Genomic DNA, 26,140 nt, shown 5'->3' on the forward strand with positions numbered 1-26,140 from the left:
GACCCGTCAGCTCTCTGGACGGCGGGGACATGAGGTGAGGTGTCTGTGATGGCTGTCTCGCGTGGCTGACGCATCCGCCATGAACAAGGCAAACTGGCCTCGTCGTCTTTGGATCCGACGCGTGCGGCAGGGGGCAGCGATGGACGGTGTACCGCGAGTACCGGAGCAGCGGTACGCCGGAACCACCGAAAGCACCGGGAGCACTGAGCTGCCCGAGGCCACGGAGGTCCCGGCGGGCCTGCGCTTCGGCGTGCTCGGCCCGGTGCGCGCCTGGCGCGGCGACGAGCTCCTGACCACGGGCTCCCCCCAGCAGCGCGCCCTGCTCGCGGCGCTCCTGCTGCGCGAGGGACGCACCGCGACCGCCGCCGAGCTGATCGACGCCCTGTGGGGCGACGAACCCCCGTCGCAGGCCCTCGCCGCCGTCCGTACGTACGCCTCCCGACTGCGCAAGATCCTCGACCCCGGCGTCCTCGTCAGCGAGTCCGGCGGCTACGCGATCCGCGCCGTCAGCGGCGACGCACTCGACCTGACCGCGGCGGAGGCGCTCCGCGCGGACGCCGAGAAGGCCCGCGGCTCCGGCGACCTGTGCAAGGCCCGCGAACTCTGCAACAGGGCACTGGCCCTGTGGGACGGCGAACCTCTCGCGAACGTCCCCGGCCCGTACGCCGAGACCCAGCGCGCCCGCCTGGAGGAATGGCGCCTCGGCCTGCTCGAGTCCCGCCTCGACATGGACCTGGAGCAGGGCTGCCACGCGGAGGCGGTCTCCGAACTCACCGCCCTCACCGCCGCGCACCCCCTGCGCGAACGCCTGCGCGAGCTCCTCATGCTGGCCCTCTACCGCTCCGGCCGCCAGGCCGAGGCCCTCGCCGTCTACGCCGACACGCGCCGCCTCCTCGCCGACGAACTCGGTGTCGACCCGCGCCCCGGCCTCGCCGAACTCCAGCAGCGCATCCTCCAGGCGGACCCGGCGCTCGCGGAACCGTCCGCCCCGACGGCGGAACCTTCGGCGAGCCCCCTTCGCCCCGCGCAGCTCCCGGCCACGGTGCCGGACTTCACGGGACGCGCCTCATTCGTGACCGAACTGCGCGACATCCTGGCCTCCGCGTCCTCCCCCGACGGGGAGGGCCAGGTCATGGCCGTCTCCGCGGTCGCCGGGATCGGCGGCGTAGGAAAGACGACACTCGCCGTCCACGTGGCCCACGCCGCCCGCCCGTCCTTCCCCGACGGCCAGCTCTACGTCGACCTCCAGGGCGCGGGCCCGCGCGCGGCGGAACCGGAGACGGTCCTCGGCTCGTTCCTGCGCGCGCTCGGCACGGCCGACTCGGCGATCCCCGACTCCCTGGAAGAACGCTCGGCGCTCTACCGTTCCACGCTCGACGGCCGCCGCGTCCTGATCCTCCTGGACAACGCCCGCGACGCCGCCCAGGTCCGCCCCCTGCTCCCCGGCACGGAGGGCTGCGCCGCGCTCATCACGGGCCGCGTCCGCATGGTCGACCTGGTGGGCGCCCATCTCGTGGACCTCGACGTGATGTCGCCGGAGGAAGCGCTCCAGCTCTTCACGAAGATCGTGGGCGCGGAGAGGGTCGCCTCCGAGCGGGAGGCGGCCCTCGACGTGGTCGCCGCCTGCGGCTTCCTGCCCCTCGCCATCCGCATCGCGGCGTCGCGCCTCGCGGCCCGCCGCACCTGGACGGTGTCGGTCCTGGCGGCGAAGCTCGCGGACGAGCGCCGCCGCCTGGACGAACTCCAGGCGGGCGACCTGGCGGTCAAGGCGACGTTCGAGCTGGGCTACGGCCAGCTGGAGCCGGCCCAGGCCCGCGCGTTCCGCCTCCTGGGCCTCGCGGACGGCCCGGACATCTCCCTCGCAGCGGCGGCGGCGGTCCTGGACCTCCCGGTCGAGCCGACGGAGGACCTCCTGGAGTCGCTGGTCGACACGTCCCTGCTGGAATCGGCGGCCCCCGGCCGCTACCGCTACCACGACCTGGTCCGCCTCTACGCGCGTGCGTGCGCGGAACGCGACGAGCTGCCTCCGCAGGAGCGGGAGGCGGCCATGTCCCGGCTGCTGGACTTCTATCTGGCCACGGCGGCCAGGGTTTATGCGATCGAGCGGCCGGGGGATCGCGTCGTGGATCACTTGGCGCCCACTCGCTATGCAGGCCTCGAGTTCCACGACCGCCATGACGCCCTCGACTGGTTGTATACCGAGGCCAACTCCCTGCTGGCATGCGCTCGACAGGCGTCAGGAGGCACCACACTCCGTCAGGCCGTGGACCTCCTGTGGGCGGCCAAAGACTTGGCGGAGTCCGGCGCGAATGCCAAGCAGTACGAGTCAGCCGCTCATGCAGCCAGGCAAGCCGCAACTGCTGCCGACGATGCACGAGCAGAGGGACGGGCTCGAACGACGCTCACCAACGTCCATCTCACAGCGGGCCGTTACGAGGAGGCGGACGACGAGGCACGTCAAGCGGCACTGTTTGCCGCGGCAGCCGACGACGTCGCGCCTCTCTACTGGTCCAGCAACGATCGCGGGATCATCGCTTTCATCCAAGGGAAGCACACCGAGGCCGAAGATCATCTCCGCAAGGCAATCGACGGCTCCCGCTCCGACGGCAACCTCCCTGCAGAAGCCAGCGCCGTCTGCAATCTCTCGCGCCTTCGGGCCTCCATGGGGGACTCGACCCATGCAATCTCCCTTGCCCGTGAGGGCGTGGAGATCTACAACCGCATTGGGCGCACTCTGCGGTTGGCGAATGCCCGATACGCGCTGGGCATTGCCCTGATCCAGGCAGGCCGGTCCTCCGATGCCCTGGACGAGCTTGCTGAGGCACTTCAGATCTTCACTAAGAACCGTCAGCGACTCTGGGAAGGCACCACTCACTTCCGGATTGCTCAGGCACACCTCGCAGCGAAGCGTCCCACCTCGGCCGCTCAGCACGCCGAACAGGCGCTCGCCACGGGCTTTGTGGGGGGCGACCGCTCACGCGCCGGCATCCTCACCACGCTTGGGCGATCCCTCGTCAGCGTCGGTCAGGTGGACCGCGCACGTGTCTGTTGGCGCGAGGCTCTTTCCCTGTACGAAGCGACAGGCGCCGGCGCCCAGGCCGACGAAGTCCGGGGCCTGCTCTCCCCGACTCCCGCGGTCTGAGACTGCTGGGGCGTTCATTGAACGTTTATAGCTGCCTGACATGCTTAGGTCATCGATCCGCCGCGTCGGGGGGCAGACGGATCGCCGGGGCTTGCCTCGCAGGTGAGCGCCCACTACGACCCTTGTCCGGCAACCCTCGGGGGAGTTGCCGGACAAGGGTTCTGTCATCCGGTCGCGTTAGAAGGGGTTCATGGCAATGAGCAAGGCAGAGAAGAAGCTGGAAGACATCACCACGATGGACAACCACGCGCCCGCGCCGCCGGCTGACGACACCATCACCACGATGGACAACCACGCGCCCGCGCCGCCGGCCGACGACACCATCACCACGATGGACAACCACGCGCCCGCGCCTCCCAAGGACGCCTAAGACTTTCTTCCCGACGGGGATCGGCCGCGGCGGCGCGGAGGGGGAGCCGTCGCGGCCGAGTCATGTCCGGGCGAGGCGAACGACTTGCTCAGGCCAAACTCTGGCAGAAACCATTCGCTTTCATCGCATATCCATCTCTCGCCACTAGCGTCACTTGATGTCCGAATGGCCACTCACAGCACAGGAGTTGCCATGACGCGCACCAGAGGATCCTCGTCACCGCTGCCATGGTCGTCGGCGTCGCAGCCGGCGCGGCCGCACCGGCCCTGGCGGACAACCACCAGCCCGTGTCTCCGCAGGACAGCCACGCGACGTTCGTGCCGCTGGACAGCCACATGCCGGTCGCGCCGCAGGACAGCCACATGCCCTGATGCAGCACCTCCTCGACGGGGCCGAGCTCGCCGCGCTCGGCCCCGTCGTCGTACCCGCACCCCTAAGCGCGGGGCGCCCCGAAGCGCGCCAGGTAGTGCCACACCTTCTTGACCGACTGCGGGTCATGGCGGCCGGCGCGGGCCGCGTCTCCGACGATTCGGGGATCGAGCATGCCGCCCACGGCGATCCGCGCGGCCAGTTCGACGTACTCCTGGCCTCGGTAGTCCGGGTGGAGGCGGAGTTCCTCGACCCCGAGCCGGAAGCCGCCGTGCCACTCCACCGGGCAGCCGAGCCGCAGCGCCGCGGCCTCGACCGGGGAGTCGCGGTAGCACGGGTCCAGGACCACGGCCTCCACATGGCGGTTCAGCCGGACCGGCCCGTGCACCTGGGCCTCGACGTAGTCGTCCAGGTCGTCCCGGCTGTCCGCCAGGGCGAGTTCGATGAGCCCCATGCGGTCGGCGACACCGAAGTCGGACGGCTCAAGGAAACTGTCCGGGTAGCAGAACGTCGTCCGCCTCACCGTCTCGGCCCTCAGCCGGAAATGGGCCGACCCGAACCGCGGCGCCCCTCCGACCGCCTTACGACGGAAGTTCAACGCCCCGTAGACCGGCCGCTCTTGAGCCGGCGCCTCGTCGTACGAACCGTCGAAGATCCGGCTCTCCCAGCGCCACCGGTCCCCACCGGGATGCGCGGTCAGGCCGCCGTTGCTCGTGCCCGTGACGAACTGTGAACGGTAGAGGCCGTCGTCGGCCAGTGCGTCCAGGATCCGCTTGCCGTGCAGCAGGCGGTCCGGGTGGAAGTTGAGCGTCACCCGCAGCGACGGATCAACGGGTGGGCCCGACGCCACTGACGCGACATGGCGAAGGGCCCGTTCCTGCGGTGTCCGGAAGGCCTCGGAGCTCATCCGGGCAGTGTTCCCCACCCCACTCGACCGGCGCACGTGGATTCCGTCGCGCGGTGGTGGCGGTAGTACGGGCGCGTCAGCGGTTCGTCGGACACGTCGACTCGGCATTCCGTCGCCGCCTCGCGTGCGTACGGGCTGCGGGGCCGCGCACGCGGGGGCGACGCCACCGACCTCGCCCCCTGCACCGGAACGGCCCGGCGCCGGGTTCCCCCGCCCGGCAGCAACCACGCGAGCACTCGCCCCAGCAAGGTAAGCAGCACTACGCCTCCCCCGCTCCGACCTCACACCACACCGTCTTCGACGCCGCCCCTTGTTCCACGCCCCATCGCCGCGCCACGGCGTCGAGCAACAGGAGGCCCCGCCCCGACTCGTCCTCCCCCGTCGCGTGCAGGAGCACGGGGAGCACGCGCGGGTCGGGGTCCGTGACCTCCACCCGGATCCCGCCGCCCTCAACCCACGCCACTCGCACACGTACCGGCGTCCCCTCCCCCACATGCCGGATCACGTTCCCCAGCAACTCACTGACACAGAGCTGCACTTCGGGGCACGGGACACCCAAGTGCCCCCGCACCGCCCGGCGCAGCTCCGGCACGGCTTTCGGGACGGCGAGCAACTCGACCTCCAGGCCAGACGGGGCCACTACCTTCGCGCCGACGGCGGTGGGGGGTTGGCGATGCATGCGTACGCCCTTCCTGTCGAGTGCACTCCGTGATGAATCAGTCACACAGTGACGCGGGGTGGCGTAGCGTCAAAGGGGTTTGGGTTCCCGGACCCGAACTGTGGAACTGGGCCCGGCAGTTGTGGAATCGGCGGTAACGCATGGTGCGACGCAAGGACATCGACGGCTCGGAGAGCGTCCCCTGCTTCTACGGCAAGGAGTTGCGGTGGAAGCGGGAGGCGGCCGGGCTCACGCTTCAACAGCTGGTCGAGGGCAGCTTCTACGGCCAGAGCCACCTCAGCGAGATCGAACGCGGCGAGCGCCGCATGCCGCGTGACCTCGCCGAACACGTGGACCGGGCCCTTGAGACCGACGGGTTCTTCGGGCGGCGCTGCGAGGAGGTGCGCAAGGCCCGACGGGCCGGTCATGCCAGTTACTTCGAGAAGGTACTGGAGGCGGAGAAGCACGCGGAGGCCATCGAGGAGTGGTGCCCGACCCTCATCCCCGGCCTGCTGCAGACCGGGGCCTATGCCCGTGCCGTCGTACGGGCAACGCATCCTCTCGAACCTCAGGAGAGGACCGACGCCAAGGTGAACGCCCGCCTGTCGCGGGCCCGGCTCTTCGACGACGACCACTCGACACCCGAGTACTGGGCGATCCTGCATGAATCGCTGCTGCGGCTACCCATCCTCCCGCCCGAGGAAATGGCCGAACAACTGGACCGTATCGCCGCGTTGGCACACCGGCATCGGATCACTCCGCAGATCCTTCCGTGGAATTGCGGGGCGCATCCCTTCATGCTCGGCACCGCCAAGGTCATGACCTTTACTGACGCCCCGCCCCTCGTCTACACGGAGTCGCTCCACACCGGTGACACCATCGATGATCCAGCTCTCGTGAAGGAGTACCGCAGGTCGTACGATCGGCTCAGGGCCGCCGCTCTGCCGCCGGAGGCGTCCCTCGCCCTGATCGATGAAGCGGCTGAGGACTACCGAAATGGCAAGCAGCGACTTTGACTTGAGCGGCGCGTGCTGGAGGAAGAGCAGCTACAGCAACGGCAGCGGCGGTGACTGCATCGAGATCGCCGAGGCCTTCCCCGGCGCCGCCCACTGGCGAAAGAGCACCCACAGCAACGATACCGGCGGCGAATGCATCGAAGTAGCCCAAGGCCACCCCGCCCTCGTGCCCGTCCGGGACTCGAAGACTGCCCGCTCCGGCGGCCCCGTCCTCCTCTTCCGCACCCCCGCCTGGGCAGCCTTCGTATCCGACCTGAAGCGCTGACCCCCAGCGAGAAGCCGGCGATCGGCAGATCTCGGCCACGCACCGCCCGCCCTCACCTGCCCCACACGCCCCACCCCTGGCCCCCATCTGCCCATCCTGATCGCCGTACGCGCCTCCTCGCCTTGCCCGGCGTATCGCCATGGGCGTCACGCGGCAGCGCGGGACTCGTTCGACGGTGAGTGACTGGCGCTGGGTGCACGAGCCGGACGCCCCACGGCGTCGGAGGCGCCACGCACCCTCAGGCCGCGTCCGCCGAGGTCGACGAGCGCGCCGCTGCGTCTACGTCCTCCACGTCACGGCTTGGCCCACCTGACCCGCCGGGCACCCCACCCGCGAGTTATCCACAGGCCAACCCGCCACATCCCCCGCTCCGGCAGAGTCCTCTCATGGCGGGGACGGAGTTGCGGGCGTTGGCGCGGGGCGGGGTGCTGCTCACCTCGGTCGCGCTCGAAGCCGGGTGGGCGAGGCGTACGCTCACCCGGCGGTTGCGGGGTGAAGGGTGGCCCCGGATTCGCGCCGGGGCCTGGGCGGAGCCCGGGCGCAGGCCCGACCTGCAGATACGCCTGCGCACCGTACAACTGCTCAAGCCGGGGCTCGTCGTCAGTCACCACAGCGCCGCCGCGCTCTGGCGGATCGAGACGCTCACCCCCGCGCGCGGCGCCCACACCCTGCACTTCACCGACCCCGGGCTCACGCTCCGCCGGGAAGGGACGGGGGTGCGCGTGCACCGGATGCCCCTCGCGGCGGGCGAGATCACGGTCCGATGGGGGCTGCGCGTCACGCACGTGAACCGCACCGTCGCCGACCTGCTCCGGGCAGGCGGGCCCACGGACGACGTGCTGGTCGCCGTCGAGTCGGCCCTCACCCGGCGCACGGTGGGCCGAGTCCGCCGGGCCCCGCTCACGACCGTCGCCGCGCTCGCCGCCGAACTGAATGCGCCGCTGCTCGGGGCGGCCCGTGGCCGACGCCTGCTGAAACTCGTGGACCCCGGCGCCGGGTCCCCCGCCGAGACCGTCGCGCGCCTGCGCCTGCACGACGCGGGCCTGCGCCCCGAGAGCCAGGTGGAACTGCGTACGCCGGACGGGCGGCGCCGCTTCCTGGACTTCCTGTTCCGGGCCGAAGGGCTCGCCGTCGAGATCGAGGGCTACGCGTACCACGGCTCCCGGGAGGCACACCGGAGGGACATCGACCGGTTCAACCAGGTACTCCAGTGCCCCGAGGTCCGCCTCCTCCTGCGCTACACCGCCACCGACGTCTTCCGGCGGCCCGAGCGGATGATCGAGGAGATCCGCGCCGCCCTCGGACAGCTACGACCAGCCGGCCATAGCTACGGATAGCTACGGACAGCTATCGATAGCTACGGATAGCTCACCGGCACCGCAGCTCCCCCTTCACCACCTTCCCGCTCGCGTTGCGCGGGAGTTCGGGCACGAATTCCACCTCGCGCGGCACCTTGTAGTTCGCCATCTCGCGGCGGGACCAGGCGATCAGGTCGTCCGCCGTCAGGACGGAACCCGGGCGTCGTACGACGTACGCCTTGCCGACCTCCCCCAGCCGCCCGTCCGGGACGCCGATCACGGCGACGTCGGCCACGTGCGGGTGGAGGCCGAGAAGCTGCTCTATCTCGGCCGGGTACGCGTTGAAGCCGCCGACGATGAACATGTCCTTGATGCGGTCGGTGATACGCAGGTTGCCCGAGTCGGACAGGACGCCGACATCGCCCGTGCGCAGCCAGCCGTCGTCCGTGAACGCCTCGCGTGTGGAGTCCTCGTCCTCGAAGTAGCCGCTCATGACGTTGAAGCCGCGGACCAGGACCTCGCCGGGTTCGCCGGGGCCGGGCGAGTCCACCCGTACCTCCGTGCCGGGTATGGCCCGGCCGGACGTCGACGCGATCACCGACGCCTCGTCGCCGCGGCGGCACATCGTCACGATGCCGCTGGCCTCGGAGAGGCCGTACGCCGTGAGGACGGTGCCCACACCGAGTTCGCCTCGCAGGCGTTCCACCAGCTGCAGGGGGACCACTGCCGCTCCCGTCACCACGAGGCGCAGGGCGGAGAGGTCGTGGGCGGTGCGGTTCGGGTGGTCCAGGAGTGACTGGTGGAGCGTGGGCGGGCCGGGGAGGACGGAGATGCGCTCGGCGGCGATGTTGGCGAGGACCGTGTCCACGTTGAAGACCGGCTGCGGGACCATGGTCGCGCCGCGCATCAGGCAGGCGATGATGCCGGCCTTGTAGCCGAAGGTGTGGAAGAACGGGTTCACGATGAGGTAGCGGTCGCCCTCGCGCAGGCCGGCCAGGTCGGACCAGATCGCGTAGCCGCGCAGGGTCTGGGCGTGGGTGATCACCGCGCCCTTGGGGCGGCCCGTGGTGCCCGAGGTGAAAATGATGTCGGAGGGGGAGGCCGGGGCGATTCCCGCCGCGCGGGCCCGGACCGTCTCGCCCGAGACGCTCTCGCCGCCCGCGAGGAAGTCCTTCCAGGTCCGCCAGACGCGCGGGTCTTCGGGGTCGGACGATGTGTCGGGGGCCGTGTCGGACAGGACGACGACCTGCTCCAGGCAGGGGAGTTCGGTGTTCGCCCGGCGCAGGGATGCCACGTAGGACGTGCCGAGGAACGTGCCCGTGACGAACAGGAGCTTCGCGCGGGAGCGGGCCAGGACGTAGGCCGCCTCCGTGCCCTTGAAGCGGGTGTTGAGGGGGACGAGGACCGCGCCCGCGCTCACCGCGCCGAGGGCGGAGACGATCCAGTCGAGGGTGTTGGGCGCCCAGACCGCGACCCGGTCGCCGGGTTCGACGCCGCTGGCGATGCACGCGGCGGCCGCCCGTTCGACGCGTTCGCCGAGTTCCGCGTACGAGAGGCGCGTACGGCCCTCGACGACGGCCTCGCGCTGCCCGTACCGTTCGGCTGCCGCATGCACCAGTTGGGGAACGGTGCCCCACTCCAGGTCCCCGCGCATCGCACGACCTCCACACCCGTAGCCGACCCGTAGCTGACTATCCGTCAGATTAACGGTAGCCTGACGCGCTGTCAGCAGACGGGACGATCGTGGTGGCATCACGACGCGCGGAGGTGGCTTGCGATGGCGGGGCTCAAGGACGCGACGGCCATAGTGGGGATCGGGCAGACGGCCTTCGGGAAACAACTCCCCGAGAGCGAGAAGACCTTGGCCTGCCGGGCCATCCTCGGCGCGCTGGACGACGCGGGCATCGCGCCGTCCGAGGTCGACGCCTTCGCCTCGTACACGATGGAGGAGACCGACGAGGTCGAGGTCGCCAAGGCCGTCGGCGCGGGGGACGTGACCTTCTTCAGCAAGGTGGGATTCGGCGGTGGCGGATCGTGCGCGACCGTCGCGCATCTGGCCGCCGCCGTCGCCACCGGACAGGCGAGCGTCGGAGTCGCGTGGCGGTCGCGCAAGCGGGGGTCGGGGCCGCGCCCGTGGAAGAACACGGCGGTCCAACTGCCCACGCCCGCGCAGTGGACGCGCCCGTACGGACTGCTGCGCCCCGCCGACGAGATAGCGATGCTCGCACGGCGCTACATGCACGAGTACGGGGCGACCAGGGACCACCTCTTCAACGTCGCGCTCGCCTGTCGCAACCGAGCCAACCAGAACCCGGCCGCGATGATGTACGAGCGGCCGCTGACGCGCGAGATGTACATGACGGCCCGCATGATCAGCGAGCCGCTGTGCCTCTTCGACAACTGCCTCGAGACGGACGGCGCGCTGGCGTGCGTCATCGTCTCCGCCGAGCGGGCGCGCGACTGCCGCCAGAAGCCGGTGTACGTGCACTCGGTCGCGCAGGGCCTGCCGTCCCAGCACCACGGGATGGTCAACTACTGGAACGACGATCCGCTGTCGGGGCCGGCGTGGACCGCCGCCCGGCACCTGTGGAAACAGGCGGACTTCGGGCCGCAGGACGTGGACGTCGCGCAGATCTACGACGCGTTCACACCGCTGATCCCGCTGTCCCTGGAGGGCTACGGGTTCTGCGGGCGCGGCGAGGGCGGCGCGTTCACGGAGGGCGGCGCGCTGGAGATCGGCGGACGGCTGCCGCTCAACACCGGTGGGGGCGGACTCAGCGAGGCGTACGTCCACGGCTTCAACCTGATCAACGAGGGCGTGAAGCAACTGCGCGGCATCAGCACGGCGCAGGTACCCGGGGCGGGGACGTGCCTGGTGACGGCGGGCGAGGGGGTGCCCACGTCGGCCTTGCTGCTGCGGGGGGCGTGACTGTGTCGCTTCGGGGCGGCGTGACCGGGGCTTTTGCCGTCGCTGTCGCCGTCGCCGTCAGCGTGACCGGGGCCGTTGCCGTTGCCGTTGCCGTCGCCGCCAGCGTGACCGTGGCCACCGGCGCCGTGGCCGTGGCCGTCGGCGCCGCCCTGGCGGAGTTGGACTCACCCATGACAAAAAGGGAAGTTGGATTGACCAATGACAGAATCTGAAATCTGTTATCTGTCACCTGTCATCGATGACGACGGTGCACCCTTCTGGCACTACGCCGCCCAGTCCCAACTCCGCGTGCAGGCCTGCGCCTCTCCCGCCTGCGGTGAGCTGCGCTTCCCGCCTCGTCCCTGCTGCCCGCACTGCGGGTCGTTCGAGAGTGAGTGGCGGCTGATGAGCGGGCGGGGGCGGATCTGGTCCTACGTCGTCCCGCATCCACCGCTGCTGCCCGCGTACGCCGCCGTCGCCCCCTACAACGCCATCATCGTCGAGCTGGCGGACGCGCCCCGGATCCGGCTCGTCGGGAATCTGGTCGCCTCCGCCGACGCGGCCCTGAACTCCGTCGACCCCGCACGGCTGCGCATCGGCGCGAAGGTGCAGGTCGTCTTCACCGACGTCGACGGCGTGACGCTGCCCCGCTGGGTCCTGGAGCGGCCGTGAGCGTGCGCGTCGAGACCGACAAGGAGTCCGGGGTCGCCGTCGTCACCCTCGACCGGCCCGAACGCCACAACGCGATCGACCTGGCTACCGTCGACGAACTCACCGCCGCATGGCGGGAGTTCAGGTTCGACGACTCGGTGCGCGCCGTCGTCGTCACCGGCGCCGGCGAGCGGGCCTTCTGTACGGGCATCGACCGCGACGCCGAGGTGCCGCAGCCGCGCTCCCCGTACAGCATCGACGATCCGCTCGTCGCGATCGGGCCCAAGGCCAACGATCTGTGGAAGCCCGTCGTCGCCGCCGTCAACGGGATGGCGTGCGGCGGGGCGTTCTATCTCATCGGCGAGAGCGAGTTCGTCGTCGCCGACGAGAGCGCCACGTTCTTCGACCCGCATACGACCTACGGCATGGTCAGCGCCTTCGAGACCATCCATCTCGCCCAGCGCATGCCGCCGGGCGAGGTGGCACGGATGGCGCTCATGGGGACCGCCGAACGGATCTCGGCCCGGCGCGCGTACGAGACCGGCCTCGTGTCCGAACTCACGGCGCCCGGTGGCGCCTCGGCGGCCGCCGTGCGCTGCGCCGAGACGATCGCCTCGTATCCGACCGAGGCCGTGCAGGGCACGGTGCGGGCGGTGTGGGCGGCCAAGGAGGCGGCGCGCACGCAGGCCCTCGCGCACGCGCCGCAGTTGATCTCTCTGGGCAATATGCCTCCGGAGCGGCAGGCCGAGCTGTTCTCCGCGCGGCGGCCGGGCGGCTTCCGGGTGCGGTGACCGGCGGCGGGGAAGCAGGGCCTCAGCTCGGGGCCGGGGCTCCGTCGAGCAGGCAGTGGTCGATGGACCGGAGCAGGCCCGCGTCGCCGCCGGGCTTCACCTTGGCGATCTTCGTGCCCTTGGCCGGGACGGTCACGGACGTGGTGCCGTCGATGACGGTGATGTCGCTCGCGTCCTGGAAGTGAAGGGTGAGGTTGTAGCGGCCGTCCCGGCTGCCGCGGTTCCTGAGCTCGACGGACGCGTACGGGGAGTCCTTGCCCGCGCACGTGAGGACCTTCGCCGTGATGTCGGCGCTCCGGCCGCTCCCCGAGGTGCTGGAGGTGCTGGGGTTGCGGGTGGGGCGCCTGTTGTAGCTGCTGCCGCCCGACGTGTAACCCGAGGAGCCCGAGCCGGAGCTGCCGTACGAGTCGTCGTCATCGTCGTAACTGGAACCGCCCGTCGTGCTCGACGACGACCCGCTGTGGTTCTGCTTCGAGCTGGAGCAGCCGCCTCCACTACTGCTGCTGCTGTGTCCCCTGCTCTTGGACGACCCGTGCCCGCGGCCCGTCGAGAATCCGGTCAGTGCGAGCACGACCACGGCCGCCAGTGCCGTGAGTTTCAACCCTCGTCGCAGCATCCTTCTGCTCCCCCGAAAATATGGTGATCCTTGCGTTCCGTCCGGCGACCCGACACCGTAGCAGCGCCGCATGGCGAGGGGTGTGGTCCCGGCGTAGCGTCGGGACCGAGAGCCGAACCGGGCCGCACTCAGGAGGCTGCGCATGGTCCGCAACGTCCTTGGGTCGATCCTCGCTCTCCTCGGAGCGGCGGCCGCCGTTTCCAGCCCCTTCCGTGCGTGGTACGACGGCCGTCACGGGCGCTACTACCGCCTCGGTGACCTGTTCACGAGTACTGGAGTGACGGACGCGCGCGCGGAGTTGTTCGGTTCCCTCCTCCTGCCGTTCGTGGTGGCCGCCGTCGCGACGCTGATCGGCGTCGCGCTGCGGTCGCGGCTGCTCGTCGCGTTCGCGGGCGTGGTGGTGCTCGCCTTCACCGTGCTGTGGATGGTGCGGGTGGGGCAGGCCGAAGGGCGGATGGTGGTGGCCGGTGACGGTTCCGGGCTGGGGATCGGAGTGGCCGGCGCGGCCGTCGGCGGTGCGCTGCTGCTGCTCGGCGCGGCCGTGATGAGCGGCCGGCGGAAGCGGCAGCCGCGGCCGCCCGAGTACGCGGACCAGGGGTACGGCGGTGACCGCGGCCCGGAGCCCCCGCACTTCACCGACCCGGTGCCGCCCCCGCCGCCCACGCTCGACGGGCCCCAGCACACGCTGGAGGGCCCGATGCAGCCGTACGCCGAGCAGCCCCCGTACCCGGATCCCCCGTACGAGGAGCCCCCGTACGAGGAGGGTCAGCAGGATGGGCGGCCCGGCGACAGGCCCTAGCGCGCCGGAGCCGTCCCGGTGCCCTTCTCCGCGTCCAGTGCGTACACGCAGCGGTCCTTGCTGCACGCGTACACCACGCCGTCCTTGACCACGGGTGCGCCGGTGATCTCGCCGCCCGTGGCGAGCTTCCAGCGGAGGCGGCCGTCGTCGGCCTTGAGGGTGTAGAGGAGGTGGTCGGTGGCGCCGAAGTGGATGCGGTTGTCGGCGACCACGGGGGAGCCGACGACCTCGCCGCCCGCCTGGAAGCGCCACTTGGGCGTGCCCGTGACGGCGTCGAGGGTGTAGAGGCCCTGGCCGCTGCCCACGTGGACGTGGCCGTGCGAGACGAGGACCGGTTCGATGGAGGAGGGGCGGGGTTCCGTCGCGATCCGCCAGCGGTCGCGGCCGTCGGTGGCGTCGAGGGCGTAGACGGTGCCGAGGTGGTCGGCGAGGTAGACGCCGCCGCCGGTGACGGCGGGTCCGGGGGCGAACGCGGGCGGACAGAGGAACACGGCGGGCGCCTCGAAGTGCCAGCGGACATGGCCGCTCACGACGTCGACGGCCAGGACGCGGGTGCCGGCGGCCACGTAGACGTAGCCGTCGGAGGCCTGGGTCAGGCGGACGGGGACGCCGCCGCAGGAGGCCGCGTCGCCGATCGGGTACGACCAGCGCTCCTCGCCGGTACGGGCCTCCAGCGCGCGCAGCCGGGCGTCCTGCCAGACGTAGACGGTGCCGTCGTGGATGACGGGTCCGGCCTCGGGGGACTCGAAGTCGGTCTGGGCGCCGGTGATCTCCCACAGTTTGTCGCCGTTGACGGCTTCCCAGGCCTGGACGCCGCCGCCGCGGGTGCCGGTGACGACGGTGCCGCGGTCGGCCTTGAGGGAGTACACCCAGGCGTCGGTCTGAAGCCGCCACAGGTCTTGCCCCTCGCGGGCGTCGAGCGCGTAGAGGGTGGGGCCGTCGGAGGCGTGGATCCGGCCGTCGGCGACGGCCATGGACCAGGCGACGTCGCGCGTCTTGAAGCGGCGCCGGCCGGTGGACACGTCGAGCGCGTGTACCTCGAAAGAGGTCACGTAGACGAGGTCGCCGGCCACGGACGGGGTGCCCCACACGTCGTTCGACATGCGGAAGCGCCAGGGGCGCCAGGCGGCGCCCGGCTCGGGGGCCGGGGCGGGGACCACGGGATCGGGGGTGCCGTTGACGCCGGTCTTGGGGCGGGACCAGGACGCTGCGAGGCCGGCGTCGGCGGGCGGTGCCTTCACGGCGGCTGCGCGGGCGTCGGCCACGCGCGGGCCGGGACCGATCGGGACCTTCGCCCCGGCCAGGCGCACGGGTCCGGCGTCGGGTGCGAGGCCCGCGGTGCCGACGGGTACGGGCGCCGGGCCCCAGCCGCCGGTGCCGGGGGCGTGGGACGGGGGCGGGCCGGGGGGCTGCGCGGGCATGGCCGGCATGGGGCCGGGGCCGCCGCCGTGGACGCCACGGCCGCCGCTGCCACCGCGGCCGGGACCGCTGCTCTTGACCGGGGGCCGTCCGCCCCTGCGTTCCTCGATGAGCGCGACGGAGCGCTCGGGGAGCCAGGCGGAGGCGGTGCCGCTGTCGTCGCTGCCGGAGCCGAAGAGGTGCGGGGCGAGCTGGGCCTGGAGGTCCGCGGGCGAGGGCCGCAGCGGGGCCTCCATCTTCATGCAGGACTCGATGAGGGGCCGCAGTTCGGCGGGCAGTCCTTCGGTGTCGGGGCCTTCGCGCAGCAGCATGAAGACGGTCTCGACGGGGTTGGCGCCGTGGAAGGGGGCGTGTCCGGTGGCGGCGAAGACGAGGGTGGAGCCGAGGGAGAAGATGTCGGAGGCCCCGGTGACGCTCCGGGAGTCCTTGGCCTGCTCGGGCGACATGTAGGCGGGGGTGCCGACGGCGACGTTCGTCATGGTCAGGCGGGTGTTGGAGACGCCGGAGGCGATACCGAAGTCGATGACGCGGGGGCCGTCCTCGACGACGAGCACGTTCGACGGCTTCAGGTCGCGGTGGACGAGTCCCGCGCCGTGGATCGACTGGAGGGCCTCGGCGATTCCGGCGGCGAGCCAGCGCACCGCCTGGGCCGGCAGCGGCCCGCACTCGTTCACTATTTCTTCGAGGGAGGGCGCGGGGACGTAGGCGGTGGCGAGCCACGGCACGGCGGCGCGCGGGTCGGCGTCGACGACGGCCGCCGTGTAGAAGCCGGACACGGCGCGGGCCGCCTCGACCTCGCGGGTGAAGCGGACGCGGAAGAGCTGGTCCTCGGCGAGTTCGGTCCGCACGGTCTTGATCGCCACGCGCCGGCCGGATGCCGAGCGCGCGAGATAGACGAGTCCCATGCCGCCGGCGCCGAGCCGTCCCAGGACCTCGAACGGGCCGATCCGCCTCGGATCGTGCTGCGTCAGCTGATCCACCACTTGCCTGCCTCCCCGTACGGGACCGGGTCGCTGTGCACAGTCCCCGCTCAGCGTCTCACCACCGAAGCGCTACGGCGGCACGCACCCCGATTCTTCCTGTACGGGGCTCCGGTTGCGAACCCGGGGGCAAATCGGGGTGTCACGGGAGAGGTGCCGCATTACGGGTGGATTCCGTGGGGCGGGAAGGAGCCGAGAAGGAAGCGGGAGCGCCTGTTCAGCCCTGGTGGACGGCGAAGGCGGCGCCCTGGCTGTCGGTGAGGACGGCCACGCGTCCGCACGGGGTGTCGAACGGTTCTTCCTCCACGCGGCCGCCGAGGCGGGTGGCGGCGTCGGCCGTGGCCTCGCAGTCGGTGACGGCGAAGTGGACGAGGAAGCGGGCCGGGGCGCTGCCGACGGCGGCACATATGCCGAGGTCAGCGACGCCCTGCCGCAGAACCGACGTATAGAAGGGGGCGACGGTCGCCCTGTCGCGGGCGTGGAGCTCGGTGCGGCAGAACGTCCCTGGTTCCCCCTGGGTCTCGAAACCGGTGTGGGTGCCGGCCTGCCAGAGGCCGAAGACGGTTCCTTCGGGGTCGGCTGCGAGCGCCATGGTGCCGAAGGGGCCGATGGAGAGGGGTTCGACGAGGAGACGGCCGCCGCAGTCCCGCACGGCGGAGGCGACGGTCTCGGCGTCGCGGGCCTTGAAGTAGACGGTCCAGCCGGTGGGCGTGCGCCCGTCGTGGTCCGGGGCGAGGGCCGCGACGTTCCGTCCGTCGCTGTAGGCCTGGGTGTAGTAGCCGTACTCGGCGCCCGCGCCCTCGTCGAAGGTCCAGCCGAAGAGGTCACCGTAGAAGCGCTTGCCCGACTCCACGTCGGGGAGCGCGGCGTCGGCCCAGCAAGGGGCGCCTTCGGCGAACTCCATCGGCGTGCGTCCTTCCTGTTCACCCGCTGTACACGGGCCTGCCGCCAGCCACTGCGGGGAGCGGCGCCCCCTGGGTGGCAGGGTGTCGTGTCCTGGAGTCGACGGCACAGCCAATTCGAACACTTGGCCAATTTTATCCACCAGGTTTTCCACAGGCTGTTGATAACTTGTGCGGCCCCGCCCGTCCCCACATGCGCAAAAGCCCCGCGCGGCCCCCCATCAACCCATGTGCCGGAGCCCCCAACCCCATTTGCAGTCGGCCGAATCGCGCTCCGATCACCCCTCGGTAAGCTGACGGCATGACAGGACAAGTACGTACCGTCGACGGCCGCGTGGCCGGGCGGCGTGGTCAGGCGACGCGTCAGAAGCTGCTGGAGTGCCTCGGCGAGATGCTCAGCTCCTCGCCCTACCGGGACGTCAAAGTCATTGATGTGGCCCGCAAGGCAGGCACCTCACCGGCGACCTTCTACCAGTATTTCCCGGACGTCGAAGGCGCCGTTCTGGAGATCGCCGAGCAAATGGCCGCGGAGGGCGCCGGGTTGACCCAGCTCCTCGAGGGCCGCTCCTGGGTCGGCAAGGCCGGCTGGCAGACCTCGCAGGAACTCGTCGACGGATTCCTCGAGTTCTGGCGGAAGAACGACGCCATCCTGCGCGTCGTCGACCTCGGCGCGGCCGAGGGCGACAAGCGCTTCTACAAGATCCGCATGAAGATCCTGAACTCCGTGAACAACTCCCTTACGGATACGGTCAAGGAGCTCCAGGCCAAGGGCAAGGTCGACAAGGACGTGAGTCCCGCCGCGATGGCCGGTTCGCTCGTCGCGATGCTCGCCGCGGTGGCCTCGCACCAGAAGGGCTTCCAGACCTGGGGCGTCAAGCAGGCCGAACTCAAGCCCAATCTGGCCCTGTTGGTGCACCTGGGCGTCACCGGCAAGAAGCCGACGAAGTAGCCCTGGAGCAGTCCTTCGGGGTTTTCCAGTTCCTGTCGAGCAGCGGCGGTTCGCGTGTCACGTGAGCCGCCGCTGTTGCAGTTCCATCCCCTGGTCCGCCCTATCGTCGCGCCAGCCGGAAGAGCCTGATCTCCCGTTCCACCCTCGCCTGGTACGTCGCGTACGGCGGCCAGAACGTCAGCACCGCCGCCCAGGCCTCCTCCCGCTCGGCGGAGTCGAGCAGCCGCGCGGTGACCGGGATGTCCTCGCCCTTCCAGTTGATGTCGGCCTCCGGATGGGCCAGCAGGTTCGCCGTCCAGGCGGGATGTCCCGGGCGGCCGAAGTTGGACCCGATCAGCAGCCAGGTACCGGCCTCCGGCTCGGGCATGCACGCGAGTGGCGTACGCCGTGCGAGTCCGCTTCTCGCGCCCCGCGCCGTCAGGATGACCCCCGGCAGCATCTGGGCGCTGAGCAGCACCTTTCCCCGGGTGAGCCGGTGCACGGTGCGGTCCATCGCGGGGATGAAGTGGGGGGCGACGCGGGCGAAGGCGCGGGTCGACGAGACCTTCTGCAGCAGTCTTGCTCCGGGTGGCGCCATCAGGCCGTCGCCTCCTGACGGGTGAAGAGCCCGGCGGATTCCGCGGCGCGTGCGCGCAGCAGGTGGGCGGGGCCGAAGAGCAGTTCGTCGCCGGTCGCGCGCTTGAGGTAGAGGTGGGCGTCGTGCTCCCAGGTGAAGCCGATGCCGCCGTGCAGCTGGACGGCCTCGGACGCGGCGGTGCGCAGCGCTTCCAGGGCCTGGGCGAGGGCGAGACCGCCCGTGCGCTCCCCGCCTTCGAAGCCCGTCGACCAGGCCGCGTAGTACGCCGCGGAGCGCGCCGCCTGCACCTGGACGTAGACGTCTGCGAGGCGGTGCTTGACCGCCTGGAAGGAGCCGACGGGCCGCCCGAACTGCTCCCGCCCGCGCACATGCTCGACGGTCCGTTCCAGGGCGCGCCCGGCGGCGCCGACGGCTTCCGCGGCGAGTACGGTCGCGGCCGCGTCGCCCATGGCCGCCAGGGCCGCGGCCACCTCGTCCCCCTCGCCGGAGCCCAGCAACTCGGCCGCCACGTCCCGCAGTTCGACCCGGGCGCGGGGGCGCGTCTCGTCGAGGGAGGTCCGGCGGGTCCTGACGACTCCCTCCGCGTCGCCGTGCACGAGGAAGAGCAGGGTCCGCGAGCGGGCGAAGCCACCGGTGTGCGCGGCGACGATCAGGAGGCCGGCGCTGTGTCCGTCGAGGACCTGGTCGGCCTGTCCGTACAGGCGCCAGCCGGCGCCACCGCGGGCGTCCTGCCTGGCCTGGACGCCGCCCGCGCGGCCGCCGCCCGACCAGTCGCCGCGGTTGTCGCCGGTCAGGCCGAGCGCGGTGGCGAGGCCTTCGCCGGGCACGGCGAGGGTCGCGGTCAGGGCGCCCGACGCGATGCGGGGCAGCAGTTCGGCGCGCTGCGCCTCGGTGCCGAGGGCGAGGAGGAGCGGGGCGGCGAGCGCCGCGGTGGCGAGGAGCGGGGAGGGGGCCACGGCGCGGCCCGACTCCTCGCAGGCCAGGGCGAGTTCGGTGGTTCCGCAGCCGACTCCGCCGTAGCGCTCGGGGAGCGCCAGGCCGGGCAGGCCCAGTTCGCCGCCGAGGGCCGACCACAGGGCCGGGTCGTAGCCGGCGGGGGTGCCGACGGCGGCCTTGACGTCTTCGGGGCCGCAGCGTTTGTTCATGAGTTCGTGCAGGGTGCGGCGGATCTCGTCCTGTTCCGCGGTGAAGGCGGCGTCCATACGGGCTCCTCCCCGGGGCCCGGCGACCCCGGAACCCCTGTTCTGACGGGGCGTCATGTTAGGGCGGCGGAGCCGGGAAGCACAGAGATGTGCGCGGAGAGAGGCTCTGGCAGATCGACAGATCTGATGTACCGTCAGATTCATGACTGCCGCACTTCACGGTTCCCGCCGGGTCGCCATCGCCGGCATCGCCCTCTCCGACTGCGGCCGCGTGGACGAGGCCACTCCGTACGCCCTGCACGCCCAGGCCGCCCGCCGCGCCGTCGCCGACGCCGGGCTCACCCCCGACGTCGTCGACGGGTTCGCCGGCGCGGGCCTCGGCATCCTCGCCCCGGTCGAGGTCGCCGAGTATCTCGGCCTCAAGCCCCGCTGGGTGGACTCGACCTCGGTCGGCGGCTCCACCTGGGAGGTCATGGCGGCGCACGCCGCGGACGCCATCGCCCAGGGCCACGCGCGCGCCGTCCTGCTCGTGTACGGGTCGACGGCCCGTGCCGACATCAAGGCCCGGCGGCGCACGTCGAACCTGAGCTTCGGCGCCCGCGGGCCGCTCCAGTTCGAGGTGCCGTACGGGCACTCGCTGATCGCCAAGTACGCGATGGCGGCGCGGCGCCACATGCACGAGTACGGCACGACCCTGGAGCAGCTCGCCGAGGTCGCCGTGCAGGCGCGGGCGAACGCGGCGCTGAACCCGGAGGCCATGTTCCGCGACCCGGTCACCGTGGACGACGTGCTCGACGGGCCGATGATCGCCGACCCGTTCACGAAACTGCACTGCTGCCTGCGCTCGGACGGCGGCGCCGCGGCCCTGCTCGTCGCCGAGGACCTGCTGCCCGACTGCGCCAAGTCCCCGGTGTGGGTGCTCGGTTCGGGCGAGTACGTGTCACACACGACGATGTCCGAGTGGGACGACTTCACCGTGTCCCCGGCGGCCGTCAGCGGGAAGCTCGCCTTCGAGCGGGCGGGCGTCACCCCCGACGAGATCGACCTCGCGGAGATCTACGACGCCTTCACCTACATGACGCTGGTGACGCTGGAGGATCTGGGGTTCTGCGCGAAGGGCGAGGGCGGATCGTTCGTGGAGAAGGGGCGGCTGCTGCGGGACGGCGGGCTCCCGACGAACACGGACGGCGGCGGTCTCTCGGCCCAACACCCGGGAATGCGCGGCCTGTTCCTGCTGGTGGAGGCGGTGCGGCAGCTGCGGGGCGAGGCCGGGGAGCGCCAGGTGCGCAAGGCGGGCGGGCGGCTTCCACGGCTCGCGGTGGCATCCGGTACGGGCGGATGGTTCTGCTCGTCGGGAACGGTGGTGCTGGGCACGTCCTGAGGCCGCGTCCATGAGAAACGGGGAATCGGCACAACAAATTTGCAATTTCAATAAACCGATCGCGGCCACGCATGCGCCGCGTCATGAACAACCCGGAACCTGTTATTTCGGATGCCCGGTTTCCGTAGGGCATGATCCTGAGTAGGGTGCTCCCCGTCGTCCGTACGGAAAAGCAGAACAGTGGCAGGGGAGCATGGCCGCCGGCTCGTTCGAAGGACAGTACGTCTGGCATCCCGCCGCCGATGACCGAGAGCTGGCCAGGGCCTGTACGGATTTGCGGGCGGGCCGCTACTTCGGCGCGCACTCCGTCCTCAGGGAAACGCACGGCGACTTCGGCCTGCGCGCCCACCGCTCCCTGGTCCTGGCCTCCGTCGCCGCCGAATCCGACCTCGCGGAACGCTGGCTCGAGGAGGAGCCCGGCCCCGACGCCGCCCTGCTGTGGGCGCGCGTCGCCGTGTTCCGGACCCTGCGCGCCGCCCAGTCGTACGACCGGCGCATCGGCGCGCTGGGCCGGATAGCGCTCGCCGCCTGCGACCGGGCCTCGGACCTCGCGCCCAAGGACCCCACCCCGTGGGCCGCCCGGCTCTCCCTGGCCCGCCTCCAGCGGCCCCGCGACCGCGCGCCGCAGGGCCTGCTCACCGAGCCCCGTGGACCCTGGGCGCAGTTCGAGCACGTCACGCGCCTCGACCCCTGGCACCGCGAGGCCCACCACCAGTTCCTGGCGTTCTTCTTCACCCGGCACGGCGGCAGCGCGAACGCGGCCTGGGACGTGGCCGCGTATCTGAGCCAGCGCGCCCCTGCCTCGTCCCCGCTGCGTCTGCTGCCCCTGGTCACCCTCGTCGAGGGCCACAACCCGGCGCACCTTCTCGCCGAGCACACCTGGGATCAGCCGCAGTGGAAGGCGACGGCGCTCGGCGCGTACCGGAACTGGCTGCCGCAGGTGCCCGGATACCGCTTCACACCGGTTCTCGACCTGGCGTATCTGGCGCACGCGCTGCACATGGCGCAGTGCGCCTTCGAGGCGCGCGCGGTGTTCACGGCCATGGGCCCGTACGCGTCCCGGATGCCGTGGAGCGTCTTCGGCGACCCCGAGGAACAGCTCAGCAGGGCGCGGCGCGCGTGCGGCCTGCCGGTCCCCCACAGCACCTGATCCACGTCCGCCCCACAGGTTTCGGAAATTCCCCCCACCGGAAGGCCGAGATGGTGTCCGACCCCCTGACCAGCGCACCCACTCCCCCCACGTCCCCCACCAGATCCGGGCGGCCCGCCGCCGCGCTCGACGACGACGCGACGCTGCACGCGATGGGCTACCCGCGGAAGCTGACCCGGCGCTTCAAGGCGTTCGACAATTTCGCGATTTCCTTCACGATCATCAACATCATCTCCGGCATCTTCTCCTCCTTCGGGTTCGGAATGAACGCCGGCGGGCCGCGTATTCTCGTGTTCGGCTGGATAGCCGTCGCGGCCATGGTGCTTTTCGTCGGTGCGTCGATGGCCGAAATCGCATCGGCGTATCCGACGAGCGGGGCGCTCTATTTCTCGGCGGGCAAGCTGGCGAAACGCCACAAGGGCGCCTGGTCCTGGTACACGGGCTGGCTGAATTTCGTGGGGCAGGTCGGCGGCACCGCGGCGACGGGCTACGCGGCGGCGACGTTCATCCAGGCGTTCCTCGTCATGCAGTGGCCGTCGTACCACGCGACGGCACAGCAGACGGTCCTCATCACGGCGGTGATCCTGCTGCTCCAGGCGCTCGCCAACACGTACACGGTGCAGCTGGTGGCGCTGGTCAACCGGATCTCCGTGTGGTGGCTCCTCGTCGGCATGGTGGTCATCGTGGTCGCGCTGATCGCCGTACCGGACCATCACCGGTCGGCGTCGATCGTCACGCAGTTCACCAACAACACCGGCTTCTCCAACGGGATGTACGCGGCTCTGCTCGGCCTCCTCGTGACCAGCTGGACGTTCACCGGCTTCGACGGCAGTTTCCACATGTCGGAGGAGACGGTCCGGGCGACGGTCAACGCGCCGAAGGGCATCATGCGGTCGATCGGCTACTCCGCCGTCACCGGCCTGGTCCTGATGCTGGCCCTCGTCTTCGCGATCGGCGACTACGCGGCCCAGGCGAGCGCGTCGGCGCCGCCCGTGCAGATCCTCATCGACGCGCTCGGCATGACGACGGCGAAGCTCCTGCTGCTGATCGTGATCGGCTCGATGCTGTTCTGCGGCCTGGCCAACATGACGAGCAACACCCGCCAGATCTTCGCCTTCTCGCGTGACGGCGCCATGCCGGGCTCGCGCTGGTGGCACTCGGTCTCCTCGCGTACGCGTACGCCCGTGAAGGCCGTGTGGCTCGCGGCGGCCTGCTCGCTGGTCCTCGTGGTGCCGGGCTGGTGGTCGCACACGGCGTTCACCGCGATCGTGAGCGTCAACGTCGTGGGTCTCTACCTCGCCTACGCCGTCCCGATCTATCTGCGCCTGCGCCACGGCGACTTCCAGCAGGGGCCGTGGAATCTGGGCCGCTGGGGCAAGCCGGTGGCCGCGGTCGCGGTGGTCTGGATCGTGGCGAGCAGCGTCCTGTTCATGCTGCCGCAGGCGTCCCCGATCAACGCGACCTCGTTCAACTACGCGCCGATCGCACTGGTCGCCGTCCTCGTGATCGCGACGGTGTGGTGGTTCGCGACGGCCCGCCGCCGCTTCCAGGGCCCGGTCAGCTACGGCAGCCCGGACGAGGTCGCGGCGATGGACCTGATCTGACGGGCCTCGCCCGACGGACTCTGCTCATCCGGCACACGGGTCGCCCCGCCTTCCGGTCGGACCGGTCGGCGGGGCGCTCGCGTGCACCGCCAGAATCGGTGCATGCCGGAACTGCGAGAGATCCTGAAGTCCCTGCGCGTCTGGGACACCGAACTGCCCGTGTTCGACCCGTCCGCGGCCCCGCCCGCACCGCTGCCGCTCTTCGTCGAGTGGTTCGCCGAGGCCGTCGCCGCGGGCCAGACCGAGCCGCACACCCCGTCCCTCGCCACGGTGGACGGCGACGGCCTGCCCGACGTCCGTACCGTGATGCTGCACGGCGCCGACGAGGACGGCTTCCACTTCGCGTCCCACGTGGGCAGCGCCAAGGGCCGCCAGCTCGCCGCGCACCCGCGGGCCGCGCTCGGTTTCTACTGGCCGGCGCAGGGCCGCCAGATCCGCGTACGCGGGGATGTCACCACGCGGTCGCCCGAGGTGAGCCAGGCCGACCTCCACGTCCGCTCGACGGGAGCGCTGGCGGCGGCCCTGGTCGGCCACCAGAGCGAGGTCCTCGGCTCGCAGGAGGAACTGGAGTCGGCCTCGGCCGCCGCATGGGAGCGCGCGCAGGCCGATCCGACGGCCCCCGCCCCGACCTGGACGGCCTACGCGCTGGCGCCGCGCGAGGTGGAGTTCTTCCAGGGCGACGCCCGCCGCCGCCACATCCGCCTCAGGTACCGCAGGACGGAGACGGGCTGGGTACGGGAGCTGCTCTGGCCGTGACCGGGCGGGCCTCACGCCACCGGGGGCTCCGGGTCCGTGGCGAGGCGGGCGTGCAGGTGCGCGTCACGGAAGGCGTCCTGCCGCCCCTCCTCGAACATCGCTCCGCGCAGGGTGCCCTCGTACCGGTATCCGCCGCGCTCGGCGATCCGGCAGGACGCCTCGTGCCCGAGGGCGTGCCCCAGTTCGAGCCGGTGGAGGCCGAGTTCGCCGAACGCCAGCCGTGAGGCGAGGATCAGCGCACGCGTCGCGACCCCGCGCCCCCGGGCCTCGGGCAGCACCCAGTAGCCGACATGGGCGCTGCGGAACACGGGCATGATCATGTTGAGGCCGACGTGTCCGAGCACTTCCCCGCTGCTCTCGTCGGTGACGCAGCAGGACACGGATTCGCCGCTCTTGAGCGCGTCCTGGCGTGAGCGCAGGTACGCATGGGCGGCGGCGAGGTCGTCGACCGGGGTGAGCGGGGTGTTCCAGCGCCGGAACTCGGGGTCGTCGAGCCCGCGCAGCACCGCGGCGGCATCCCCCTCGTCCCCGGCCCGCCAGCCCCGCAGAAGGAGTCCGTGACCACGTATCTCGGGAGCATCGGTCATGAGGTGTCAGCCGTTCTCGGGTGCGGTGAAGGTGTGGACGGCGAAGTCCCGCACGGGACGGTAGCCGATCCGCAGGTACAGGCCGTTGCTCGTCGCGTTGGCGAGGTCGGTGAAGAGGAGCACCTCGCTCGCGCCCGCGGCCCGGGCGGCGCGGCTGACCTCGGCGGTGACCGCTCCCGCGTAGCCGCGGCCGCGCAGCTCCTTCGGTGTGTAGACGGGTGCGACCCGGACCGCTCCGGCGGCCTGGCGGGTCACACCGGCCATGGAGACGGGCACGCCGTCCGCGCTCTCCCAGAGGGTGACACCGCCGTACGAGATCCGCTCGTCGGCCCATTCCTGCGAGCCCGAGGCGCCGCCCGGAGTGCCGGTGTCCACGTCGAACGCGGTGCGCCACCGGACCAGCAGCTCCCGGTCCGCCTCGGTGGCGACGCGGGGCCGCCCGGCGGGTGCGGGCAGCGGCGGGGTGAGGTCCCCGAGCCGGTACAGGCGCTGCTCGACGGCCCGGCGGGCCACCGCGCCCGTGCGGGACTGCCAGGCGTCGGCGAAGGCGGCGGAGGCCGAGTCGACCCCGAACACGCCGGTCACCGCCCGCCCTTGGAGCGCGACGGCGAGCGCGTCCGCCTGCTCCCCGTCCAGGGGGCTGACATGGAGCCGGAAGGGCTTCGTCCACAGGAACGTCCCGCTCACGCCGCCGTCCGGCCCGTACAGCACGCCGAAGAGCTGCCCCTGCGCCCCGTACACCGCCGGCCCCCGTTCCCGCAGGCTCGCGGTGACGCTGAGGACGACCGTGTGCAGGGCGGGCTCGGCGCGCAGGTAGCCGCCCGCGCGGGCGAGGAAGTCGTCGACGTCGGCGGTGAGGTGCCAGCCGGGCACGGGGCTCTCTGTCATGACCGCATGGTGCCG

Annotated in this window: 25 protein-coding genes; 15 read left to right on the top strand and 10 right to left on the bottom strand. The window is 71.5% G+C overall.

Translation table 11 applies throughout. The features are described from left to right. Positions 1–139 precede the first annotated feature (139 nt). The 3 genes from ACFC96_RS07295 (at position 140) to ACFC96_RS07305 (ending at position 3,883) form a co-directional block, all read left to right on the top strand. Entirely contained in the window at positions 140–3,142 is a 3,003-nt protein-coding gene (locus tag ACFC96_RS07295) for a BTAD domain-containing putative transcriptional regulator (protein ID WP_376260343.1), read from the top strand. Positions 3,143–3,338: 196 nt separating this feature from the next. Then, positions 3,339–3,512, top strand: coding sequence for a sigma-like protein (locus tag ACFC96_RS07300; RefSeq protein ID WP_376260345.1), 174 nt, complete (start codon positions 3,339–3,341; stop codon positions 3,510–3,512). A gap of 227 nt (positions 3,513–3,739) precedes the next feature. Beyond that, entirely contained in the window at positions 3,740–3,883 is a 144-nt protein-coding gene (locus tag ACFC96_RS07305; protein ID WP_376227047.1) for a hypothetical protein, read from the top strand. Between the two features lie 62 nt (positions 3,884–3,945). On the opposite strand, the gene ACFC96_RS07310 is transcribed toward ACFC96_RS07305, so the two are convergent. Together ACFC96_RS07310 and ACFC96_RS07315 are read right to left on the bottom strand one after the other, a co-directional pair. Continuing rightward, positions 3,946–4,788 (bottom strand): DUF3626 domain-containing protein, encoded by an 843-nt coding sequence (locus ACFC96_RS07310; RefSeq protein ID WP_376610748.1) that lies wholly within the window; start codon positions 4,786–4,788, stop codon positions 3,946–3,948. Between the two features lie 259 nt (positions 4,789–5,047). Beyond that, a complete protein-coding gene (locus ACFC96_RS07315; RefSeq protein ID WP_376610750.1) occupies positions 5,048–5,467 on the bottom strand; it encodes an ATP-binding protein in 420 nt (139 codons plus the stop codon). Positions 5,468–5,607: 140 nt separating this feature from the next. On the opposite strand from ACFC96_RS07315, the gene ACFC96_RS07320 reads away from it, so the two are divergent. The 3 genes from ACFC96_RS07320 (at position 5,608) to ACFC96_RS07330 (ending at position 8,064) form a co-directional block, all read left to right on the top strand. Further along, positions 5,608–6,462, top strand: a complete 855-nt coding sequence (locus ACFC96_RS07320; protein ID WP_376610751.1) for a Scr1 family TA system antitoxin-like transcriptional regulator — start codon at positions 5,608–5,610, stop codon at positions 6,460–6,462. Next, positions 6,443–6,727, top strand: a complete 285-nt coding sequence (locus tag ACFC96_RS07325) for a DUF397 domain-containing protein (protein WP_376610753.1) — start codon at positions 6,443–6,445, stop codon at positions 6,725–6,727. Before ACFC96_RS07320 ends, ACFC96_RS07325 begins: the two co-directional genes overlap by 20 nt. Positions 6,728–7,113: 386 nt before the next feature. Continuing rightward, positions 7,114–8,064, top strand: coding sequence for an endonuclease domain-containing protein (locus ACFC96_RS07330; RefSeq protein ID WP_376610755.1), 951 nt, complete (start codon positions 7,114–7,116; stop codon positions 8,062–8,064). A gap of 31 nt (positions 8,065–8,095) precedes the next feature. Here ACFC96_RS07330 and ACFC96_RS07335 read toward each other — a convergent pair whose 3' ends face one another. After that, a complete protein-coding gene (locus ACFC96_RS07335) occupies positions 8,096–9,679 on the bottom strand; it encodes a FadD3 family acyl-CoA ligase (RefSeq protein WP_376610756.1) in 1,584 nt (527 codons plus the stop codon). Positions 9,680–9,802: 123 nt separating this feature from the next. Here ACFC96_RS07335 and ACFC96_RS07340 point away from each other — a divergent pair, with 123 nt between their 5' ends. The 3 genes from ACFC96_RS07340 to ACFC96_RS07350 all read left to right on the top strand — a co-directional run bounded on the left by ACFC96_RS07340 (position 9,803) and on the right by ACFC96_RS07350 (position 12,375). Next, positions 9,803–10,954 (top strand): lipid-transfer protein, encoded by a 1,152-nt coding sequence (locus tag ACFC96_RS07340; protein ID WP_376260360.1) that lies wholly within the window; start codon positions 9,803–9,805, stop codon positions 10,952–10,954. Positions 10,955–11,152: 198 nt separating this feature from the next. After that, positions 11,153–11,605, top strand: a complete 453-nt coding sequence (locus ACFC96_RS07345; protein ID WP_376260364.1) for a Zn-ribbon domain-containing OB-fold protein — start codon at positions 11,153–11,155, stop codon at positions 11,603–11,605. Next, positions 11,602–12,375 (top strand): enoyl-CoA hydratase/isomerase family protein, encoded by a 774-nt coding sequence (locus ACFC96_RS07350; protein ID WP_376610758.1) that lies wholly within the window; start codon positions 11,602–11,604, stop codon positions 12,373–12,375. The genes ACFC96_RS07345 and ACFC96_RS07350 overlap by 4 nt, the downstream gene beginning before the upstream one ends. 22 nt (positions 12,376–12,397) lie before the next feature. On the opposite strand, the gene ACFC96_RS07355 is transcribed toward ACFC96_RS07350, so the two are convergent. Beyond that, on the bottom strand, positions 12,398–12,991 hold the full coding sequence (locus tag ACFC96_RS07355) for a hypothetical protein (RefSeq protein ID WP_376610760.1): 594 nt from the start codon (positions 12,989–12,991) through the stop codon (positions 12,398–12,400). A gap of 142 nt (positions 12,992–13,133) precedes the next feature. On the opposite strand from ACFC96_RS07355, the gene ACFC96_RS07360 reads away from it, so the two are divergent. Then, positions 13,134–13,790 carry a hypothetical protein gene (locus ACFC96_RS07360; RefSeq protein WP_376610762.1) on the top strand — a complete coding sequence of 219 codons (657 nt, stop codon included), beginning with the start codon at positions 13,134–13,136 and terminating at the stop codon, positions 13,788–13,790. Here the strand turns inward: ACFC96_RS07360 and ACFC96_RS07365 are convergent. Together ACFC96_RS07365 and ACFC96_RS07370 are read right to left on the bottom strand one after the other, a co-directional pair. Further along, complete coding sequence (locus tag ACFC96_RS07365) at positions 13,787–16,192, bottom strand: PQQ-binding-like beta-propeller repeat protein (RefSeq protein WP_376610764.1); 2,406 nt, start codon at positions 16,190–16,192, stop codon at positions 13,787–13,789. The genes ACFC96_RS07360 and ACFC96_RS07365 overlap by 4 nt on opposite strands. Before the next feature lie 214 nt (positions 16,193–16,406). After that, on the bottom strand, positions 16,407–17,093 hold the full coding sequence (locus ACFC96_RS07370; RefSeq protein WP_376610765.1) for a VOC family protein: 687 nt from the start codon (positions 17,091–17,093) through the stop codon (positions 16,407–16,409). A 299-nt stretch (positions 17,094–17,392) separates the two neighbouring features. Between ACFC96_RS07370 and ACFC96_RS07375 the strand changes: the two genes are divergently transcribed. Next, positions 17,393–18,040: a TetR family transcriptional regulator gene (locus ACFC96_RS07375; protein WP_116512450.1), complete on the top strand. Its 648-nt coding sequence runs from the start codon at positions 17,393–17,395 to the stop codon at positions 18,038–18,040. A gap of 100 nt (positions 18,041–18,140) precedes the next feature. Here ACFC96_RS07375 and ACFC96_RS07380 read toward each other — a convergent pair whose 3' ends face one another. Together ACFC96_RS07380 and ACFC96_RS07385 are read right to left on the bottom strand one after the other, a co-directional pair. Then, entirely contained in the window at positions 18,141–18,617 is a 477-nt protein-coding gene (locus tag ACFC96_RS07380) for a nitroreductase family deazaflavin-dependent oxidoreductase (protein WP_376610767.1), read from the bottom strand. Next, positions 18,617–19,819 carry an acyl-CoA dehydrogenase family protein gene (locus ACFC96_RS07385; protein ID WP_376610769.1) on the bottom strand — a complete coding sequence of 401 codons (1,203 nt, stop codon included), beginning with the start codon at positions 19,817–19,819 and terminating at the stop codon, positions 18,617–18,619. Before ACFC96_RS07385 ends, ACFC96_RS07380 begins: the two co-directional genes overlap by 1 nt. A 142-nt stretch (positions 19,820–19,961) precedes the next feature. Here ACFC96_RS07385 and ACFC96_RS07390 point away from each other — a divergent pair, with 142 nt between their 5' ends. The 4 genes from ACFC96_RS07390 (at position 19,962) to ACFC96_RS07405 (ending at position 24,650) form a co-directional block, all read left to right on the top strand. Further along, entirely contained in the window at positions 19,962–21,140 is a 1,179-nt protein-coding gene (locus ACFC96_RS07390) for an acetyl-CoA acetyltransferase (protein WP_376260375.1), read from the top strand. A gap of 193 nt (positions 21,141–21,333) precedes the next feature. Further along, on the top strand, positions 21,334–22,290 hold the full coding sequence (locus ACFC96_RS07395) for a hypothetical protein (protein WP_376610770.1): 957 nt from the start codon (positions 21,334–21,336) through the stop codon (positions 22,288–22,290). 152 nt (positions 22,291–22,442) lie between these two features. After that, positions 22,443–23,894 carry an amino acid permease gene (locus tag ACFC96_RS07400; RefSeq protein WP_376610960.1) on the top strand — a complete coding sequence of 484 codons (1,452 nt, stop codon included), beginning with the start codon at positions 22,443–22,445 and terminating at the stop codon, positions 23,892–23,894. Between the two features lie 102 nt (positions 23,895–23,996). Then, complete coding sequence (locus tag ACFC96_RS07405; protein WP_376260378.1) at positions 23,997–24,650, top strand: pyridoxal 5'-phosphate synthase; 654 nt, start codon at positions 23,997–23,999, stop codon at positions 24,648–24,650. Between the two features lie 11 nt (positions 24,651–24,661). Here ACFC96_RS07405 and ACFC96_RS07410 read toward each other — a convergent pair whose 3' ends face one another. Together ACFC96_RS07410 and ACFC96_RS07415 are read right to left on the bottom strand one after the other, a co-directional pair. Further along, positions 24,662–25,237, bottom strand: coding sequence for a GNAT family N-acetyltransferase (locus tag ACFC96_RS07410; protein ID WP_376260380.1), 576 nt, complete (start codon positions 25,235–25,237; stop codon positions 24,662–24,664). A 6-nt stretch (positions 25,238–25,243) separates the two neighbouring features. Beyond that, the gene (locus ACFC96_RS07415) at positions 25,244–26,125 is read right to left on the bottom strand and encodes a GNAT family N-acetyltransferase (RefSeq protein ID WP_376610771.1); all 882 of its coding nucleotides are present in this window, start codon (positions 26,123–26,125) and stop codon (positions 25,244–25,246) included. Positions 26,126–26,140: the final 15 nt, after the last annotated feature.

Origin of the sequence: Streptomyces sp. NPDC055955, from assembly GCF_042270245.1 — a bacterium.
Taxonomy (GTDB): domain Bacteria; phylum Actinomycetota; class Actinomycetes; order Streptomycetales; family Streptomycetaceae; genus Streptomyces.

Coding starts and splice junctions, on each gene's coding strand:
- ACFC96_RS07355 (WP_376610760.1), bottom strand. CDS start 12,991: ATGCTGCGACGAGGGTTGAAACTCACGGCACTGGCGGCCGTGGTCGTG.
- ACFC96_RS07415 (WP_376610771.1), bottom strand. CDS start 26,125: ATGACAGAGAGCCCCGTGCCCGGCTGGCACCTCACCGCCGACGTCGAC.
- ACFC96_RS07340 (WP_376260360.1), top strand. CDS start 9,803: ATGGCGGGGCTCAAGGACGCGACGGCCATAGTGGGGATCGGGCAGACG.
- ACFC96_RS07400 (WP_376610960.1), top strand. CDS start 22,443: ATGGGCTACCCGCGGAAGCTGACCCGGCGCTTCAAGGCGTTCGACAAT.
- ACFC96_RS07305 (WP_376227047.1), top strand. CDS start 3,740: ATGGTCGTCGGCGTCGCAGCCGGCGCGGCCGCACCGGCCCTGGCGGAC.
- ACFC96_RS07345 (WP_376260364.1), top strand. CDS start 11,153: ATGACAGAATCTGAAATCTGTTATCTGTCACCTGTCATCGATGACGAC.
- ACFC96_RS07410 (WP_376260380.1), bottom strand. CDS start 25,237: ATGACCGATGCTCCCGAGATACGTGGTCACGGACTCCTTCTGCGGGGC.
- ACFC96_RS07335 (WP_376610756.1), bottom strand. CDS start 9,679: ATGCGCGGGGACCTGGAGTGGGGCACCGTTCCCCAACTGGTGCATGCG.
- ACFC96_RS07385 (WP_376610769.1), bottom strand. CDS start 19,819: ATGGACGCCGCCTTCACCGCGGAACAGGACGAGATCCGCCGCACCCTG.
- ACFC96_RS07315 (WP_376610750.1), bottom strand. CDS start 5,467: ATGCATCGCCAACCCCCCACCGCCGTCGGCGCGAAGGTAGTGGCCCCG.
- ACFC96_RS07405 (WP_376260378.1), top strand. CDS start 23,997: ATGCCGGAACTGCGAGAGATCCTGAAGTCCCTGCGCGTCTGGGACACC.
- ACFC96_RS07310 (WP_376610748.1), bottom strand. CDS start 4,788: ATGAGCTCCGAGGCCTTCCGGACACCGCAGGAACGGGCCCTTCGCCAT.
- ACFC96_RS07325 (WP_376610753.1), top strand. CDS start 6,443: ATGGCAAGCAGCGACTTTGACTTGAGCGGCGCGTGCTGGAGGAAGAGC.
- ACFC96_RS07370 (WP_376610765.1), bottom strand. CDS start 17,093: ATGGAGTTCGCCGAAGGCGCCCCTTGCTGGGCCGACGCCGCGCTCCCC.
- ACFC96_RS07380 (WP_376610767.1), bottom strand. CDS start 18,617: ATGGCGCCACCCGGAGCAAGACTGCTGCAGAAGGTCTCGTCGACCCGC.
- ACFC96_RS07360 (WP_376610762.1), top strand. CDS start 13,134: ATGGTCCGCAACGTCCTTGGGTCGATCCTCGCTCTCCTCGGAGCGGCG.
- ACFC96_RS07330 (WP_376610755.1), top strand. CDS start 7,114: ATGGCGGGGACGGAGTTGCGGGCGTTGGCGCGGGGCGGGGTGCTGCTC.
- ACFC96_RS07295 (WP_376260343.1), top strand. CDS start 140: ATGGACGGTGTACCGCGAGTACCGGAGCAGCGGTACGCCGGAACCACC.
- ACFC96_RS07375 (WP_116512450.1), top strand. CDS start 17,393: ATGACAGGACAAGTACGTACCGTCGACGGCCGCGTGGCCGGGCGGCGT.
- ACFC96_RS07390 (WP_376260375.1), top strand. CDS start 19,962: ATGACTGCCGCACTTCACGGTTCCCGCCGGGTCGCCATCGCCGGCATC.
- ACFC96_RS07300 (WP_376260345.1), top strand. CDS start 3,339: ATGAGCAAGGCAGAGAAGAAGCTGGAAGACATCACCACGATGGACAAC.
- ACFC96_RS07320 (WP_376610751.1), top strand. CDS start 5,608: ATGGTGCGACGCAAGGACATCGACGGCTCGGAGAGCGTCCCCTGCTTC.
- ACFC96_RS07395 (WP_376610770.1), top strand. CDS start 21,334: ATGGCCGCCGGCTCGTTCGAAGGACAGTACGTCTGGCATCCCGCCGCC.